The sequence below is a fragment of the Anabaenopsis tanganyikae CS-531 genome, assembly GCF_029891675.1.
Classification (GTDB): Bacteria; Cyanobacteriota; Cyanobacteriia; order Cyanobacteriales; family Nostocaceae; genus Anabaenopsis; species Anabaenopsis arnoldii.
In genome coordinates this window covers 67203-84862 of sequence record NZ_JANQDF010000019.1, presented here as the reverse complement: position 1 = coordinate 84862, position 17660 = coordinate 67203, and the positions used below count along the sequence as shown (strand labels likewise).

The window sequence follows — 17660 nt, the reverse complement described above, 5'->3', positions numbered from 1 at the left end:
AAGACCACCGAAGACAAGGAAGGAAAGTGGACAAAGAAGATTTTATACGGACAATGGTCTTTTAATGGGCTATTTTTCTTACTAAGAATACAGACTTTGTACTGTTTTTCTCCGGTGGTCACCTTGTCCACCTTGTCCACCTTGTCTTGTCCTTGTAAGGGGAGGGGATTGGATTTGATTGTTTCGGTTCCCCATTCCCCATTCCCCATTCCTCATTCCCCATTCCCTGTTCCGGTGTTCCCTGTTCCCTAAGATAAAAATTACCTGTTGAAAACTTATCAAACATCCTCTAAGTACGTGAGACCTCGTAACTAAAATAACTATTGTTAAGTGATATTACAAAATTTGCCAAAATATTGAGAAATTGACTGCAAGCCAAACATGGCTTTAACGTAGAACCTATAGGAGAGCTAGTCCTAAGCTGGCTATTTTATAGACAAAACTATACTTATGCTTACAAGCATTGACATAAGTGAGTTAATAAAATCGCCCACTTGATATATAATACGATATTAAGTATTGAATTAAGACTATTGCCAACGCGAAAACCAAGCAATGATAGCGGTAGTCTTTCTTGTAAATCTTAAGAGAAATATCGCGTCTGGCTAAGGCGTGCAAGTCTACTAAGGGATAACCGCTCCCATGCCCCCGTTGAAGTAGAAAGTAAAGTCTAGCTTTGTCTAGGTTTTATATAGCAGACAGCTAAACGTCGAAAAAATATCACCACGCTCTAAGATTAAACGCGGTGAATCTGGAAACCTGTGTAAACAGGGGATTATATCTGAGACTGTCAAACTTCTGAGTTGTTCTCGGTTAAACGTTGTTGTTTAAGGTTTTGTAATTGCTCTAACAAAGAATCTACTTCTGCTTGGAGGTGTTGAAGTTTCGCGTGTTGGTCTTCTTGATAATAAGACTTGGTGACATCGCTAACCCAGAGAGTCTGGGAGGGACGTTCGGAAACACTAGATGAACAAGTAGGCATTGTTAAATAAATTTCCTAAATTGACTCACACCATCTATATAAACATCATAATAACGTTAAGTTAAGATTAGTTAAACAGTTGTATATATTTAATCATATAAACTCATACTTGGCTAGTGTATTTATAAGTGAAGGTAATGGTATCCCCTGAGTTACACACAGAATTTATGGCTGGGAAGGGAGAGTAGTGTGATCACAAAGGAGGATTTCACATAAAATAAAAATCATCAGTGAGACGTTGGCACTCAATGTGGATAATATTCTTATAGAATGAAAAATCTAGAAAATAGCACCTCAAAAGGAGAAATTAAGTTTTTCCCTTGCCAATGGAGGGCTTACCCATCCCCAATCCTTAGTTAAAAACTTTTAAAACCTGTGACTGTGAGTTTGTCTGTTGTTAAATCTACTCGCCAACCTTGGCCCGGACTGATAGAAGCCTATCGCGAATATTTACCTGTAAGCGAGAAAACGCCGGTTGTTACCTTACTAGAGGGTAATACTCCCTTGATTCCAGTACCGGCCATCGCCGAACGCATTGGCAGACAGGTAAAAGTATTTGTCAAATACGATGGTCTTAACCCCACTGGTAGCTTCAAAGATCGGGGTATGACCATGGCAATCACCAAGGCTAAGGAAGCTGGGGCTAAGGCAGTAATTTGTGCTAGTACAGGGAACACCTCAGCGGCGGCGGCAGCTTATGCTAAACGTGGCGGGATGAAGCCTTTTGTGTTGATACCCGATGGCTATGTAGCCTTGGGTAAGTTAGCACAGGCTTTGTTGTACGGTGCGGAAGTTTTAGCAATCAAAGGGAATTTTGACCGCGCCCTGGAAATTGTGCGGGAAATGTCCGAAAGCTATCCCATTACTTTAGTTAATTCTGTGAATCCCTACCGTTTGGAAGGACAAAAAACCGGAGCATTTGAAGTGGTAGATGCTTTGGGTAATGCTCCAGACTGGTTGTGTATCCCAGTGGGTAATGCGGGAAATATCACAGCATATTGGATGGGGTTTTGTCAATATCACCAAGGCGGAAAATGCGATCGCCTACCGCGGATGATGGGATTCCAAGCCGCAGGGGCTGCTCCCCTGGTAAATGGGCATCCTGTTACCCATCCCGAAACCATCGCCACAGCTATACGTATTGGTAACCCTGCTAGTTGGGATAAAGCCATGGCTGCCCAATCTGCTAGTCAAGGTAGTTTTAAAGCCGTTACCGATGAGGAAATTCTCGATGCTTATAGACTTTTAGCATCATCAGAAGGTATTTTCTGTGAACCCGCCAGCGCTGCATCTGTAGCCGGTTTATTGCAGGTTAAAGACCAAGTTCCCACAGGGGCGACAGTGGTTTGTGTCCTCACCGGGAATGGTTTAAAAGACCCAGATACAGCTATTAAACACAGTCAGAGCCAATTTAAACAAGGCATTGATGCTGAAGTAGGGGCAGTAGCCCAAGCAATGGGATTTTAATTATTTGGTATCAGCTGACTGTCAGTGGGGGCTACACCAACTTTTTCTTGGACAGGTAGCCCCTAAATTCATGTATGGCGGATTTTGGTTATGTGGTGAAGATGTTCTGTTAAAGTTTTTTACCTAGCGATCCAATATGAACCAAAAGAGGGATAAATAAGAATAGTTTTATCTAAGTGATTCTCCCCTTAGTTCTTCTATGACTTATTGCCTCAGAATTGCCGATATTCCCACTAATGAGCGTCCACGGGAGCGTTTAATGAGCCACGGTGCTAAAACTTTGGCTACAGCTGAGTTAATTGCAATTCTTTTAGGTACTGGCCAGGGTCCAGGAAAACTTTCGGCTGTAGGATTAGGACAATATATATTACAAGAACTAAGTAAACATCAACGTGACCCCCTAGCAGTTCTGCGAGAGATTAACCCAGCGGAATTAATGCAAATTCCTGGTATTGGCCCAGCCAAAGCCACCACTATCTTAGCGGCAATTGAATTGGGGAAACGTACCTTTCAATTTCGCCCATCAGACAGTACACCCATTGATAACCCCGTTGTGGCTGCGGCTGCACTTAGTCAAGATTTAATGTGGCAAACACAAGAACGTTTTGCAGTGTTGCTGTTAGATGTGAAAAATCGGTTATTGGGAACCCAAGTAATTACTATTGGTACCGCCACGGAAACCTTAGCATCCCCGCGAGAAATTTTCCGAGAAGTCATTCGTCAAGGTGCAACCCGGACAATTATTGCTCATAATCATCCTTCAGGTAATGTGGAACCTAGCCCAGAAGATATAGAATTAACCCGTCAATTATTAGCAGGGGCGCGGCTTTTAGGCATTCCATTATTAGATCACTTGATTTTAGGTAATGGTAATCACCAAAGTTTACGTGAAATTACGACACTGTGGAATGAATACCCCCAAGGTGATTAATAGAAAATGGGAGTGACTGTTATTGCCACTCCTAGAGCCACGGATCAAGAAACTTGAAGATATTACTTACTGTTCCCCTTGCTACCATTCCCATTCCGCATTAGCACACGTTCAGCAAGTTTATCTGGTACTTCCTGGAAATGGTCATGTTCCCAGTGGAAAAACCCAACACCCAGGGTGAGCGATCGCAACTCTATAATAAAGTTTTGCATCTCAGCTTGGGGCAAGTATGCAGATACATGATCCCAGTTTTGCCAATCATCTTTGCCCTCATATCCTAAAATCTGCCCTCTTCTACCACTCAATAATTGCAGTACCTTAGAGGTAAATTCGCTCGGTGTTGTCACTCGCACCCGCAGAATCGGTTCTAGCAGAGTCGGTTTAGCCTGGGGTACTCCCGTTTGCATTGCCAATCGTGCAGCCTGTTTAAAAGCTTGTTCAGAACTATCAACGCTGTGATAAGAACCATTAGTGAGAGTGACAGCCACATCTACCATGGGAAACCCCAAAGGCCCATGTGTTAAAAACTCCCGCACACCCATTTCTACACCAGGAATATACTGTTTAGGAACTACACCCCCAACTATAGTTTCATCGAAGTTAAAACCTTTTCCCCGTGCTAGGGGTTTGATATCCAGGAAAACATCACCAAATTGGCCGTGACCACCACTTTGATGCTTGTAGCGTCCATGAACCGCAGCCACAGTTTTACTGATGGTTTCTTTATATGGTACTTGCGGCTGATGAGTTGTCATCGGTAAGTGATATTTGCGCCGCAGTCTGTCTAGGGCGACTTGTAAATGAATTTCACCTTGACCCCAGAGAATGACCTCATGAGTGTCCCCGTGTTGCTCCCAAGCCAAGGAAGGATCTTCTTCTAACAACTTGCTCAGGGAACTGCTGAGTTTTACTTCATCATTGTGTCTTTCCGGTGTAATCGCCAAAGCATAGACTGGCCTTAACTGTTCTGCTTTGGGTAATTCCTTCACCGGGGTTTGTGTAGAAATTGTCTCTCCTGTGTTGATACCCTCTAAACGGCTCAAAGCGACAATTTCACCTGCACCGACTTGATTAACTAAATGCTGTTGTTGTCCCATGAGGCGGTAAATTCCCCCAGTCCGAACACCATTTAGGACAATACCATCAGTTAATTCACCTCGCCACACACGCACTAAGGAGAGTTTGCCACCTTGGGGGGTATAGTAAGTTTTTAATATCTGGGCTAAGGGGTGATTCCCTTTGATATTTCTTAAACGACGTTCTGCTGTGGTTTCTGATTCCGGCGCTTCTCGTTGTAGTGCTTCTAACAGAGGTCTGACACCATAATCTTTTTCTGCTATACCAAAGAACACCGGAACTACCAAATCCGCCCCTAATTCTAGTTTTAAGTCTTGAATAATTTCTTCTTGGGGTGGTTCAATGTCTTCTAAAAGTTTTTCGAGTAGGTGGTCGTCAAAATTCGCCAAAGCTTCGAGCATTTCCGACCGGGCGATTTGTTCTTCTGCTTTTAAATTTTCAGGAAAAGGAATCAAATCAGCAGGTGCGCCTGGGTGATATTGATATGCTTGTTCACTCACCATGTCGATAAATCCGGTGAGTTGTTCCCCTTGCATGATTGGGTATTGGTGAGCTACCAGAGGACGACTAGAAACTGCTTTGAGTGCGTGTAATGTTTCTAAAACGTGAATATTTGCCCTATCCATTTTATTCACAAACACCAGATGGGGAATTTCCCAATCATCCAGGAATTTAAATAAGGGCGCTAGGGTCAAAACCCGTTCGCTGATGGGTTCACAAACGACAATTGCCGCGTCAACTCCTATTAAAGTATTGTAGGTTTCTTGGGCAAATTCTACCGAACCCGGACAATCAATAAAGGTAAAACGAGTGTCTTTAAACTCTGTACTGGCGGCGGTGACTTCCACACTCATATGGCGATCGCGCGATTCTGGCGCACTATCCCCCACCGTGTTACCATCCTTCACATTACCCGGGCGCGAAATTGCCCCACTGACAAATAATAAGCTTTCTAGTAGTGTGGTTTTTCCACTTAAATAAGGTCCAACAATTGCAACGTTCCGCGAACCCGATTTTACTTTTTCGTTCATAAAACCCCTCTTGCGGTAAGTCAGTCTTACCTGCATGATTCTTGTTCAGGAGTATCAAATACTTTTCTGCCAGAAAAATAATTCCTTCCTTAACTTGTCATTATCCTGCCTTTAACCACAATTGCCAGAAATTGTATTTTATCGTAAGGTTGACCTTGATTTTTTTTAAGATAAAAATAACTTTAATATACAATATTAAAGATTTGTAAATATTTGATAATTACCGACCCTTTTTATAGCATTTGTTAGGCTGTTATACTACTTGTATGCACCAAGATACAAGTGATTTTCTATTATTATTCACAGTATTTACCCAGGGTAGGCAGGAGTTATACTGAGCATGTGGATAGCTTGCGTCGCCTAGCCATAGTATGCCCAAACGAGAAGATTTGTGACATTAAAATGTGACTTGATTTATTTGAAAAGTGGTGTATACATACAGCTAAAATTGGGGTGTGAACCTCTTTGAGACGTATCTTTTTGTACCCTTATAGATAGATGAATCATTCCTTGAGCATGAGTAAAAATCAAATAGTCACCTCAAGGAGAATCAATGTATGACTACAGGTAACGGTCAATCTCAACAACCCATTAGCAACCTAGAGTATGACTTCCTCACCGTGCTGCATAATAAAGCTGAAGCAGTCAAGGCTTATGACTGCTACATCAAAGATGCACAGGAAATGAACTCTCAGCCCTGTGTAGAATTATTTCAAAAGTTGCGACAGTTGGAAATAGAACAAACCCAAGAAGTTCGCCACCATTTGCAACAAGTGATGCAGCACGGCAAGATGTAATAACAGATGTAATAAAGCCTTTTTCAGGCTCATGAAGTACACACCAATTCCCTATTCCCTATTCCCTATTCCCTGTTCCCTGTTCCCTCAAACTAAAAAAAATTGTACCTCACGAGCATGGGAAATGCTATAACATTGCAAATACAAAACTCTATTGACAATCCCCGCTCTAAAGAAACGGGGATTGTTGATCTGTGAAGAATTTCCTACTACTTAGCATCTTAGCAAAAAAAAGCGGGTACTCGACCCGCCAGCAGAGAAATATAAAATTCAACTATCAATCGGTACTTAGAGGGAAATTTCTGGCGCGCGCAAAGAAATCTGTGATGCTTCTTTCTCCTGTGCTAAAGTCGGTACAGAATGACGTAATCTTGCCGTTAACTGTACTGTTGTGGCATCATACATCTGGGTCAGTAACTTAGGATAAAACCCAATACCAATAATTGGCACTAACAAACAAGCAATGATAAACACTTCCCGGGGTTCAGCATCTATTAGAGCTTGGTGGGAAACTAACTCTTCGTTTTCTTGACCATAGAAAATTTCCCGTAACATAGACAGCAAATAAATTGGAGTTAAAATTACCCCCACAGCCATCAGGAACACCACGATAACTTTAAAAGTGGAGCTATAAGCATCACTGGTGGCAAAACCCACAAACACCATTAATTCAGCCACGAAACCGCTCATTCCTGGTAATGCTAAAGAAGCCATGGAACAAGTGGTAAACATAGCAAAAATCTTTTTCATCCTCTTACCCACACCACCCATTTCATCTAACATCAGGGTGTGTGTCCGGTCATAAGTTGCGCCCACAAGGAAGAACAAACTCGCCCCAATTAACCCGTGGGAAACCATTTGTAAAACCGCCCCACTCAGTCCCAAATCGGTAAAGGAAGCAATACCAATGAGGACAAAACCCATGTGAGAAATTGAAGAGTAGGCAATTTTCCGCTTCAGGTTGCGCTGGGCGAAAGATGTTAGGGCGGCGTAGATGATATTAACCACCCCCAAAACCACCAATACAGGGGCAAAATAAGCGTGAGCATCGGGGAGCATTTGGGCATTCATGCGAATTAAGGCATAACCGCCCATTTTCAGCAGAATACCTGCTAATAACATATGTACTGGGGCTGTAGCTTCACCGTGGGCATCTGGTAGCCAAGTATGTAAGGGAATAATTGGCAACTTGACAGCGTAAGCAATGAGAAACCCAGCATAAAGTAAAAGCTGGAAATTAAGAGCGAAATCCTTCAAAGCCAGCGATCGCATATCGAAGGTGACGGTATCGCCGTAAAATCCCATTGTCAGGGCAGACAGCAAAATAAACAACGATCCACCAGCGGTGTATAAAATAAACTTAGTCGCTGCATATTGTCGCTTTTTGCCTCCCCAAATGGACAGCAGAAAGTAGATAGGTACGAGTTCCAGTTCCCACACCAAGAAAAATAACAGCATATCCTGAACAGCGAACACGGCGATTTGACCGCCATACATCGCCAGAATCAAGAAATAAAAGAGCCTGGGCTTGAGCGTCACAGGCCAAGCTGCTAAAATTGCCAATGTAGTAATAAACCCAGTCAAAATAATCAGAGGCATAGACAAGCCATCTGCCCCTACTGACCAATTCAAATCAAGTTGAGGTAACCAGGGGTAACTCTCCACCATTTGCAAATCTGGATTCGAGAAGTCGTAACCAGTATAAAAAGCGTAAACAATTAGTGCAAAATCTATTAGTCCCACAATCAGGGAATACCAGCGCACTGTTTTGCCGTCTTTATCTGGGATGATGGGAATCAGTAGCGACGCGGCTATAGGTAACAAAATAATTGTCGTCAGCCACGGAAAATTAACTGTATTCATCGCAATTAATCTGCAAACAGAATCATGTTGGGCAAAAAGTCACTAGCTATTAACTAACAGCTTTTTGGCAGTTTTCCTTTCATTGTTAGGTTGATTTAATCAAATTGACAATCCCCCACCCTCCCGGATGACCTAAACCACATCTACAAAGCTGCCCTAACCGCCAGTCTGTATATTACAGGTAAACTACCCGCCAATTGCCTCATAATGAGCAATTAAGGCATCTGTTGTCCATTAAATGACAAATTTAATGAAAATATGAAAATCAGGTATTTTCAGATGATTATTGAGGTGTTAGTCAAATATTTGTACAAACCTCTTGATAAATAGTCACAATATTTTCAGGTTTGTAAGTTTGGCAATGTTTCCCACGTACACCTTCTGTAAAATACTATGCTGGTGTAATTTCCTGATGTTCGCTATCTGACAGTTCAGAGTGAATAGTCTTAATCATGTTAATTCAGCTATATTTAATAAAGCAGACGGGTAAAGTTTAAAAGGAAAATTTTATTATGTCATCTCCAGAAATTAGCACTGTAATTAAGATGATGGAATCTTTACCTGAAGATGTACAAAACAGAGTTTTAGAACATCTTCGAGAGTACTTGGAAAATTTGCAAGATGAATTAAAATGGGATAATTCATTTAAGACAACTCAACCAAAATTGATTGCATCTGCTCAACGTGCTAAAAGAGAGATTGCAAAAGGACTTGCGAAACCAATGGACTACAAAAATTTATAAATTCAGGATTTGGCTTTGGCTTTTAGAAAATAGAGTTTATCAACACCCTGAGAGCAAATAAAGGTATTTAGGTAAAAGAATCAAGAGAGGTTTATTTAGGTCTAAGTCTGGGAAAATATATTCAGCAGACTTGAATGGTTCCCTAAATATATTAAGAAAGGTAGCTGGGGACTCTATCTTTGATGGAAACTCAGTAAAGAGGCTTGTAGTTAGCCCAGTAAGGTTTAGACCTTACCAAGCTAAAAATATTTGACTATATTTTTAGTAACTATATGACTTGTAGTCAAAAAAAATCTTGTCATCTTTTGCAATGCAACTCTGTGCGCCTACTGGGTCTGGTGGGTGAAACAAAAAATCATGTAGGGGCGGACTGCAGTCCACCCCTGTAACAACTAGGTGATACCAAAGAAAATCACTAAACCCAAAACTGCCCCAAAGATAATTAAGGCGTAGAATTGAGCGCGACCATTTTCCAGGTACTTCAGACCTTCACCACTAACGAGGGTGAAAAAGCCGGTAAGATTAACAGCACCATCAACAACGCGGAAGTCAACTTCCATCACTTGTCGAGCTAGACGACGTAGTCCCAGAACAAAGACACGATGGTAAATGTCATCAAAGTACCACTTATTCAGGGATAGCTCATAAAGAGATTTGATTTGAGAAGCGATCGCAGCCGGGTCAATTTTACCCCACAAATACATTAGCGAAGCCAAGGTAATGCCGATTAAAGAAATACCTACAGAAGCCCCCGCCATGATGTAAAACTCCGTCGGGTTAAACTCAGCGGCTTTTTCCATAACTTCGGTGATGGTTTCGCTAGGGGGAAAAATAAACTCCTCAAAGTAGTTAGCGTAGGGTGTCCCCACCAGACCTATCAGAATCGAAGGTATAGCCAACACAGCCAGAGGTAAAGTCATCGTCCACGGTGATTCATGGGGAGTACTGCTGTGATGTCCGTGGGAGTCATGGGCTGCCAATTCTCCTTGTTTCATCGCCCCTGGTCCAAAATTAGGCGCTAGTGCAGCCGAATCTAATTCCTGGACTATGGGGGTGGCAGATTTTTTCAGCTTATCCTTAATTTTCTCGTCGTTACCGCGGAATTTGCCTTCAAATGTCATGAAGTACATTCTAAACATATAGAAGGCGGTAATACCGGCAGTTAACCAGCCAATTAACCACAGAAGTGGACTAGCTTCAAAGGCGTTACCGAGAATTTCATCTTTTGACCAGAAACCAGCAAAAGGCGGAACCCCAGAAATTGCCAAGCAACCAATCAAGAAGGTAATACCGGTGACGGGCATATACTTTCGCATTCCTCCCATCAAGCGCATATCCTGGGCTAAGGCGGGGTCATGACCGACAACCCCTTCCATACCGTGAATCACCGAACCAGAACCTAGGAATAACATCGCCTTAAAGTAGGCGTGGGTCATGAGGTGGAACAAACCCGCACTGTATGAGCCTAATCCCATAGCCATCACCATGTAGCCTAATTGGGAGATGGTGGAATAAGCCAGACCCTTTTTGATGTCATTTTGAGTTATGGCAATACTGGCACCCAAAAACGCCGTAAATGCCCCGGTAAAGGCAATGACGTTCATGGCCGCTGGGACATGCTCAAATACTGGGTACATCCGGGCAATCAGGAACACACCGGCTGCTACCATGGTGGCAGCGTGGATGAGCGCTGAAATGGGGGTTGGTCCTTCCATAGCATCTGGGAGCCAGACGTGGAGGGGAAATTGGGCGGACTTTGCCACCGGACCTAAGAAGACTAAGATCGCCAACAGGATGGCGAGAAAATTGCTTACAGAACCGGTTTCTACGAGTTGGCCTAGGCGATCGCCCATGACCCCAAAATCAAAGCTTCCCGTAGCCCAGAATAGTCCGAGAATGCCCAATAGTAAGCCAAAGTCTCCCACGCGGTTAGTCACAAATGCTTTTTGACAAGCATCTGCTGCTGCTTTGCGATCGTACCAAAAGCCTACCAGCAGGTAAGAACACATCCCCACTAGTTCCCAGAAGATATAAATCTGCACCAGGTTGGGACTAACTACTAGACCCAACATCGAGGAACCGAACAGGCTGAGATAGGCGTAAAACCTGACGTATCCAGGGTCGTGAGCCATATAGCCATCGGTGTACACCATGACTAATAAAGCTACTGTGGTGACAATCACCAGCATCAGGGCTGTTAGGTGGTCGATAGTGTAGCCCATACTCAAGTGAAAATTACCGGCTGCTGCCCATTCTAGGGTACGCAGGTAAGGCGCGTGTCCTTGAATTTGGCTCCACAGCAAGGCCAAGGAGAACGCCATTGCTGCTCCCATGAGGGAGATGATGACTACAGCGTTGATTTGCCGCAGGCGGTTTGTCACTTGATTTAAAGAAATTAACCCTAAACCAACCAGCATTGCTCCTAAAAGCGGAAATACTGGAATCAGCCAGGCATATTCATAGATTACTTCCATCACTGATGCTTACTTTTAGAATTCTAATTTGGGGGAACTGTTAATAATTGTGACACACACCCTTGAGGATAAAATACCCCACCCGAAGCTAATTAGGCAGGGTAATTAAGCATGGTTTTATATTTTATAAATTGGGTAGTAAGGAACAGAAAATATTTAGTGGTATTACACATAACCAGTAACTAATCATGAAAACCTTAACAGCCTCTACTGATTCCGCTCGGAACTCTACAAAAAAAGCTAGTGAGTAGTCTGTTGAATAAACGGTTATGGTCAATCATTGTAGCTGTAATCACTTGGTCTCCATCCAATTATCACCCGTACTCACATCAACCACTAAGGGGACACTTAAATGTACAGCATCTTCCATGAGTGACTTGATTTGTGGTTGCAATTCTTCCCACTCTGGAGGAGGAACTTCAAATACTAATTCATCGTGAACTTGTAATAACAACCGCGCTTGATACTTCTGCAAAACTTTATGCAGTCGCACCATGGCAATTTTGATAATATCAGCGCTAGAACCTTGAATTGGGGCATTAGCAGCAGAACGTAATAATCCCGCATCGGTAGCAGCTAATTTTTTTAATTTACTCAAGTCAATGTTATCTGGGTTGCTACCTTTTAAGTGGCGTAAACTATTATTGGTAAACTCAAAATACCTGCGTCTACCTAGAATAGTTTCTACATAACCTTGAGCGATCGCTTGTTTTTTTAACCCTTCTAAATAAGCAAATACACATGGATAACGTTCATTAAATCGCTGGATAAACTCATTAGCAATAGTTTTATCTATCCCCGTAGAACGGGAAAATTTTAGTGATCCCATACCATATATTACACCAAAATTAATAGTTTTCGCAATCCGGCGTTCTTCTGATGTAATATGTTCCTTGTCAAATACTAAACGTGCAGTTACTGTGTGAATATCTTCATTTTGCTGATATGCTTGTAATAGTATCGGCTCCTGACTCAAATGAGCTAATATACGTAACTCGATTTGAGAGTAATCCGCAGCCACCATTAACCAATCTAATTTCGGTAAAAAAGCCTTACGAATTTGGCGACTAAAAGCTGTACGAATGGGGATATTTTGTAAGTTGGGATTCGAGGAAGATAACCGACCCGTAGAAGTTGCAGTTTGATTAAAATCAGTATGTATCCGTTGGGTATCTGGACGGACTAAAGCCGGTAAAGCATCTACATAGGTAGACTTTAATTTCGATAAAGTACGATATTCAATAATGGCATTAACAAAGCCAGTTTTATCAACTTCCTGGAGTTTTTCTAAAGTCCCTGCATCAGTAGAGTAACCGGTTTGAATTTTCCGGGAGTATTTGGTACTTAAGCCCAATTTTTCAAATAAGATTTGACTTAATTGTTTAGGAGAACCCAAATTAAATTTTTCTCCAGCTACGGTAATTGCTGCGTCCTGTAATTTAGCTAAAGTTATCTCTAATTCCTGGGAGAGTTCTTGCAAGTAAACAGAATTAATCGAAATACCCGTATATTCCATCTCCGCTAAAACTGCTTCTAGGGGTTGTTCCACTTGTAGCAATAACTTATGTAAAGCTGGAGTTTTTTCTAATTCCTCACGGAGCTTAGGCACAAGTTGCCATGTGGCGTAAACTTGTAAACAGCAATAATTAGCTACAGCAGTGATATCTAGATCCCCAATATTTTTACCTTTGGGAACTAAATCATTATAGTTAGTTAAGATTAATCCCAAATGACGCAACGCTAAATCAGTGAGGTTATGGCTAGTATCTGGATTTAAAACATAACTAGCTAACATGGGATCAAATACTACTCCCGCCAAGTTAATTCCTTGGTTGCGAAAAACTAAGCGGTCAAATTTAGTATTTTGGAACGTCTTGGGATATTCTGCACTTGATAATATCGGATTTAGTGCGGTGAGTGCAATATCTTTAGGTAAATTTTCCCCTTCTCTATGACCCAGGGGAATATAAGCTGACTCATCAGGAGCAATTCCCCAACAGCAACCAATACCCACTAGTTGAGCATCTCTTGGTTCTAATCCAGTCGTTTCAGTGTCCCAAGCAACAGGATGTTTGGGGTCAGTAAATTTTTGTAATAAGTTGACTAACTCAGTCAGTTGGGATGAGGTCTTAATTATCCGTGGTTGAATGGGTGAGTTAATTTTTGGTGACATTGCTGCTGTGTCCGCAGCACTAAAAAACCACACATCATCATCTTCATCGGGTGTGGTGGCTGAGTTATGGGTAATTTCCCCACCAAAACGTTGCTGGAGTTCGTTAAATTTACCTAAAAAGCTTTTGAATTCTAATTTCTCTAAAATGGGAGTGAGAATACTGGTATCAAATCCCGTTAATTTGCAATCTTCTAAATTAATTTCTAGAGGAACATCTAAAACAATTTTGGCTAAGTATTGGGACTTTTGCGCGTCTTCTCTACCTGTTAATAGTTTTGTCTGTGTTGCGCCTTTAATTTCATCTAGTGCTGCATAAATCTGATCTAGAGAACCGTAAGTACTAAGTAGCTGTACTGCGGTTTTTTCGCCAATTCCCTTGACACCGGGAATATTATCTGATTTATCACCACAGAGGGCTTTAAAATCGACAATTTGTGCAGGTAATACACCTAATTTGGCTTGAACTTCTGCTGTACTAAATTCAGTGATGCTGTTTGTAGAACGTTTGAGAGCATCAGGGCTAAAATTTAAAACGCTGATTTCTTTGGCTGGGTCGATGAGTTGAAATAAATCGCGATCGCCTGTTAAGATTTTCACTTTATACCCAGCAGCAGTAGCTTTTTGTGCTATGGTTCCCAAAACATCATCCGCTTCATAACCAGGTGCGGTGAAAATTGGCAGATTTAACCCTGCTAGCAATTCGTGCAGATTTTTTAAATCAGGAACAAAATCTTCTGGTGTTCCTGGACGGTCAGCTTTATAAGTATCATCAGCTTCATGGCGAAAAGTTGGTAAACCCAAATCAAAAGCCACAGCTATGGCTTCTGGTTGTTGTGTCGCCATAACTTCTAATAGACATTTGAGAAACCCAAAACATACACTAGTAGGAATTCCTGTTTTAGTCCGCAGTCCGCCATCTTTTCCTTTGGCGAAGGCGAAATAAGAACGAAAAGCTAGGGAATGTCCATCTACGAGGATGAAGGTGGGACGACGTGTGGTGTTTGCAGTTTGAGACATAGCTATATTATTTTACCTCCCCATGAAGTGCTAGAGCCTGCTAACCTCATACTGGGAGTTTTAACCTGAATGGGGAATTTATGCACAAAGCACCTACCTCTGATTTAACATCCGCTGGTAATCAGGCTCTGGCTACACAAGACATTAAGTTACTGGTTTTAGATATAGATGGTACGATTTCTGGAGAGTCTAACACCTTAAGTGTACCCGTAAAGCAAGCGATCGCAGCGGTACAAGCCAAAGGAATTCACGTAGCCATCGCCACTGGTCGGATGTATTGTTCAGCTTTACGCTTCCACCAAGAAATTAACTGTCTTCTACCATTGATGGCTTATCAAGGCGCTTGGATTCAAGACCCAGCTAGTCAGAAAATTCATCGCCATTGGTCTGTTTCCAGAGAAATCGCACACCAACTACTAGATTATTTTGAACAACCACAACTGCGATCGCATTTATCTATCCATTTCTATATTAATGACCAGCTGTACGTGCGAGACTTGAGCCAAGAAACTCAAACCTATGCAAAACGTTCTGGTATTACGCCAATTCCCGTAGGCGACCTACGCCGAGTTCTGAGCGATGAACCCACAAAAATACTAGCCTTGTGTGAGGACACACAGGTAATTAATCAGTTACTAGGTGATTTACGCCGTCAATACACACCTGCTGAACTTTACCTCACAACTTCGATTGCTACGTTCTTTGAAGCAACTAACCCCTTAGTTAATAAGGGAACTGCTGTGCGTTACCTAGCAGAAGAATTACTAGGCTTACAAAGCAAAAACGTCATGACTATTGGTGATAACTTTAATGATTTGGAAATGCTGCAATATGCTGGTATCGGTGTAGCTATGGGTAACGCTCCACCAGGTGTAAAAGCTGTCGCCCAATGGGTAGCCCCTACTGTAGAGGAAGATGGGGTAGTAAGTGCGATCGAGAAATTTTTACTCTCTTAAAACTGCTTAACATCAGAAAAGACACCGACGACTGGCCGTGTTTCGTCTCGGTGCCTTTACTGGTTCGCTCCTCACACACCTGTAAATATAACCGAGGCGACTACATCAGTCAATAGTTTCCAGAAAACTTGCGATTTTTCCCGGTAATTATAAAGATTTGGTAAAGAATTTTTTCATCGCAAATAATCATAACTCCAGAGGAGCAAAAACTCCCAGTTTATCTACAAGTAAACACCTCAACACAGACTGAGTAGCCATGATCAGTCCCACCCTGGCTTGGGCTAATTCTAGTGAAGTAATTTTCACCTCCCCCAAAATCCGACACCTGCACCAGAAAGCCTCAAAAGCTCGACTTAAATCCAAGGCAACTTTTTCCCAGTTCACTGTACCACTACACTCTAAGTTATCTACAGCCTCTACTAACTCAGTAATCAGACGACCCTCTGCTGGGTGAGTGAAGCGGAGTTTTTGCTCATCGTTGAGCCAAGGTATGTTCTCTACCGATACCAAACTAGTCAGGTTAGCCTGATGTACTTCCTTGAGTTTAATCAATCCTTCATGGTGAGCTAGCCGCACCAATGAGCAGCAACGTGCATGAGCATATTGAATCATAAACAAGCTAGAGGGATTTAACATGGTAATTTTGGCTTTTTCCCTTTCCCCATCTTCACCCACACTCTTAACTACAAGGTTTTGCAACCAAGCAGCTAAAAAAGCATGAGTTAACTCTAAATGAATCCAACCAGGGTGAACTACTTCCACCTGAAAAACACCGTCACCCATTGCTGATAAGTGAGAGACAATTCCATTGGCGATGTCCATCGTTTTGTAATGATCAGATTTTGCCAACTGGAGCGCCAAACCTGAAATATATAAAACTCGACTATCATCTGTACCCTTATAGAGAGGAAACTTTCTACTTGCTATGGGGACAAATTCACCACTAAAATTACAAAAACTGAGTACATATAATATGTAACGATATATTAACCCTTTAATTGCTATTTCTCGGCTCACTAGTAAATTTGAACTATATACACTTGTACTCACAGGGTATCCATAACATATTTGTATATTTTCGTCATCTACCTTAAGATATAAATCTGAACTTGATGCAAAAAAATGAGAGTAGCATAAAATTTGATGAATTTTCGATGAACTGTCAGTAAACTTTACTACAATCATTGTACAGTAGGAAGTATAACAAAAGAGTAGAGGGCAAACTAACTGCTTTTCTGCTCTTTGTATGGCTGACGCTGTTAGGCGTTAAGCCTACTCTGCCGACACAAAGACACTCCTTGCACCTTTTTATTACGTCTTTGTATTCAGCCAAACGCTCTTTGTTACCTATGCAATCTCCATCTTCTTTTTCTGAGGCATCACGGCCCTTTTTAACTTGGCAACGGATTCTTGACTGGGCTCAAGAACACTACCGCTGCCGCACCTTTAGCAAGGATGAACGTATTCCAGCCCGACCTGGATTATTGTACTTAGTGCAAAGGGGCGCAATTCGCATGGTGGGAACAGCACAAGTTAGTGCCACCGCCAGTCAGCTCACTTCTCGACGCATTAATAGAACTCCAGAAGAAGCCTTCTTGGGTTTTATCGGCGCGGGACAACCGTTTGAAATTGTGGCTCAGTCACCATTCACCCTCCAAGCATACGCCCATGTTGACCAAACAGCTGTGCTGTGGATGTACTGGCACGATTTAGACAACTGGCCTCACTTCCGCCGTGAAGTCATGGATGCCTTTAGGTATCAGCACCAACGTAAATTACTGTGGCTGAGTGCCTTGGGACAACGCCGCACCATTGACCGACTCTTAGGATTCCTGACACTATTGATTGAGGAATACGGAGAACCGGCTATGAGTGAGACTGACCCCGATGTGATTCGTGGCTATTGTCTGCCCTTCCCCCTCACCCATGCCCAAATTGGTAGCGCCATCGGTTCCACTCGTGTAACTGTGACTCGCTTGATGGGTAAGTTGCGTCAACGCGGCTTAATCCTCACCCAGGGAGATAATCTCATTTGCTTACCAGCAGAGTCGATTAATCGAGCCAACTGAAACGCATTTCACAGCTGATGAACAAAAGCCACAGCAAGTTAGAGTCGGCAATATCTACTTCCTGGGTTTGAGCAATCTGT

Annotated in this window: 13 protein-coding genes; 6 read left to right on the top strand and 7 right to left on the bottom strand. The window is 42.3% G+C overall.

The window, feature by feature from the left end; genetic code table 11:
* Together NWP22_RS02270 and NWP22_RS02265 are read right to left on the bottom strand one after the other, a co-directional pair.
* Positions 1-209 (bottom strand): hypothetical protein (locus NWP22_RS02270; protein ID WP_280801458.1); only part of this gene is annotated, 209 nt, incomplete at its 3' end.
* Between the two features lie 581 nt (positions 210-790).
* Positions 791-982: a hypothetical protein gene (locus NWP22_RS02265; RefSeq protein ID WP_271734100.1), complete on the bottom strand. Its 192-nt coding sequence runs from the start codon at positions 980-982 to the stop codon at positions 791-793.
* Positions 983-1357: 375 nt separating this feature from the next.
* On the opposite strand from NWP22_RS02265, the gene thrC reads away from it, so the two are divergent.
* Both thrC and radC read left to right on the top strand, forming a co-directional pair.
* Positions 1358-2449, top strand: coding sequence for a threonine synthase (gene thrC / locus NWP22_RS02260; RefSeq protein ID WP_271734101.1), 1092 nt, complete (start codon positions 1358-1360; stop codon positions 2447-2449).
* A 199-nt stretch (positions 2450-2648) separates the two neighbouring features.
* Complete coding sequence (gene radC, locus NWP22_RS02255) at positions 2649-3380, top strand: RadC family protein (RefSeq protein ID WP_271734102.1); 732 nt, start codon at positions 2649-2651, stop codon at positions 3378-3380.
* A 62-nt stretch (positions 3381-3442) separates the two neighbouring features.
* Here the strand turns inward: radC and NWP22_RS02250 are convergent, their stop codons facing one another.
* Positions 3443-5488, bottom strand: a complete 2046-nt coding sequence (locus NWP22_RS02250) for an elongation factor G (RefSeq protein ID WP_271734103.1) — start codon at positions 5486-5488, stop codon at positions 3443-3445.
* A gap of 557 nt (positions 5489-6045) precedes the next feature.
* Here NWP22_RS02250 and NWP22_RS02245 point away from each other — a divergent pair.
* Positions 6046-6285 (top strand): hypothetical protein, encoded by a 240-nt coding sequence (locus NWP22_RS02245; RefSeq protein ID WP_271734104.1) that lies wholly within the window; start codon positions 6046-6048, stop codon positions 6283-6285.
* Positions 6286-6573: 288 nt separating this feature from the next.
* Here the strand turns inward: NWP22_RS02245 and ndhD1 are convergent, their stop codons facing one another.
* Positions 6574-8148, bottom strand: coding sequence for a photosynthetic/respiratory NAD(P)H-quinone oxidoreductase subunit D1 (gene ndhD1, locus NWP22_RS02240; protein ID WP_271734105.1), 1575 nt, complete (start codon positions 8146-8148; stop codon positions 6574-6576).
* 512 nt (positions 8149-8660) lie between these two features.
* Here ndhD1 and NWP22_RS02235 point away from each other — a divergent pair.
* Complete coding sequence (locus NWP22_RS02235) at positions 8661-8891, top strand: hypothetical protein (RefSeq protein WP_271734106.1); 231 nt, start codon at positions 8661-8663, stop codon at positions 8889-8891.
* Between the two features lie 392 nt (positions 8892-9283).
* Here the strand turns inward: NWP22_RS02235 and NWP22_RS02230 are convergent, their stop codons facing one another.
* Together NWP22_RS02230 and polA are read right to left on the bottom strand one after the other, a co-directional pair.
* Complete coding sequence (locus NWP22_RS02230) at positions 9284-11365, bottom strand: NAD(P)H-quinone oxidoreductase subunit 5 (RefSeq protein ID WP_271734107.1); 2082 nt, start codon at positions 11363-11365, stop codon at positions 9284-9286.
* Positions 11366-11657: 292 nt separating this feature from the next.
* Positions 11658-14555 (bottom strand): DNA polymerase I, encoded by a 2898-nt coding sequence (gene polA, locus NWP22_RS02225; protein ID WP_271734109.1) that lies wholly within the window; start codon positions 14553-14555, stop codon positions 11658-11660.
* 80 nt (positions 14556-14635) lie between these two features.
* On the opposite strand from polA, the gene NWP22_RS02220 reads away from it, so the two are divergent.
* Positions 14636-15511 carry a Cof-type HAD-IIB family hydrolase gene (locus tag NWP22_RS02220; protein WP_271734110.1) on the top strand — a complete coding sequence of 292 codons (876 nt, stop codon included), beginning with the start codon at positions 14636-14638 and terminating at the stop codon, positions 15509-15511.
* Between the two features lie 186 nt (positions 15512-15697).
* Here the strand turns inward: NWP22_RS02220 and NWP22_RS02215 are convergent, their stop codons facing one another.
* On the bottom strand, positions 15698-16528 hold the full coding sequence (locus tag NWP22_RS02215; protein ID WP_271734111.1) for a DALR anticodon-binding domain-containing protein: 831 nt from the start codon (positions 16526-16528) through the stop codon (positions 15698-15700).
* A 332-nt stretch (positions 16529-16860) separates the two neighbouring features.
* On the opposite strand from NWP22_RS02215, the gene NWP22_RS02210 reads away from it, so the two are divergent.
* Entirely contained in the window at positions 16861-17580 is a 720-nt protein-coding gene (locus tag NWP22_RS02210) for a Crp/Fnr family transcriptional regulator (protein ID WP_200989883.1), read from the top strand.
* Positions 17581-17660: the final 80 nt, after the last annotated feature.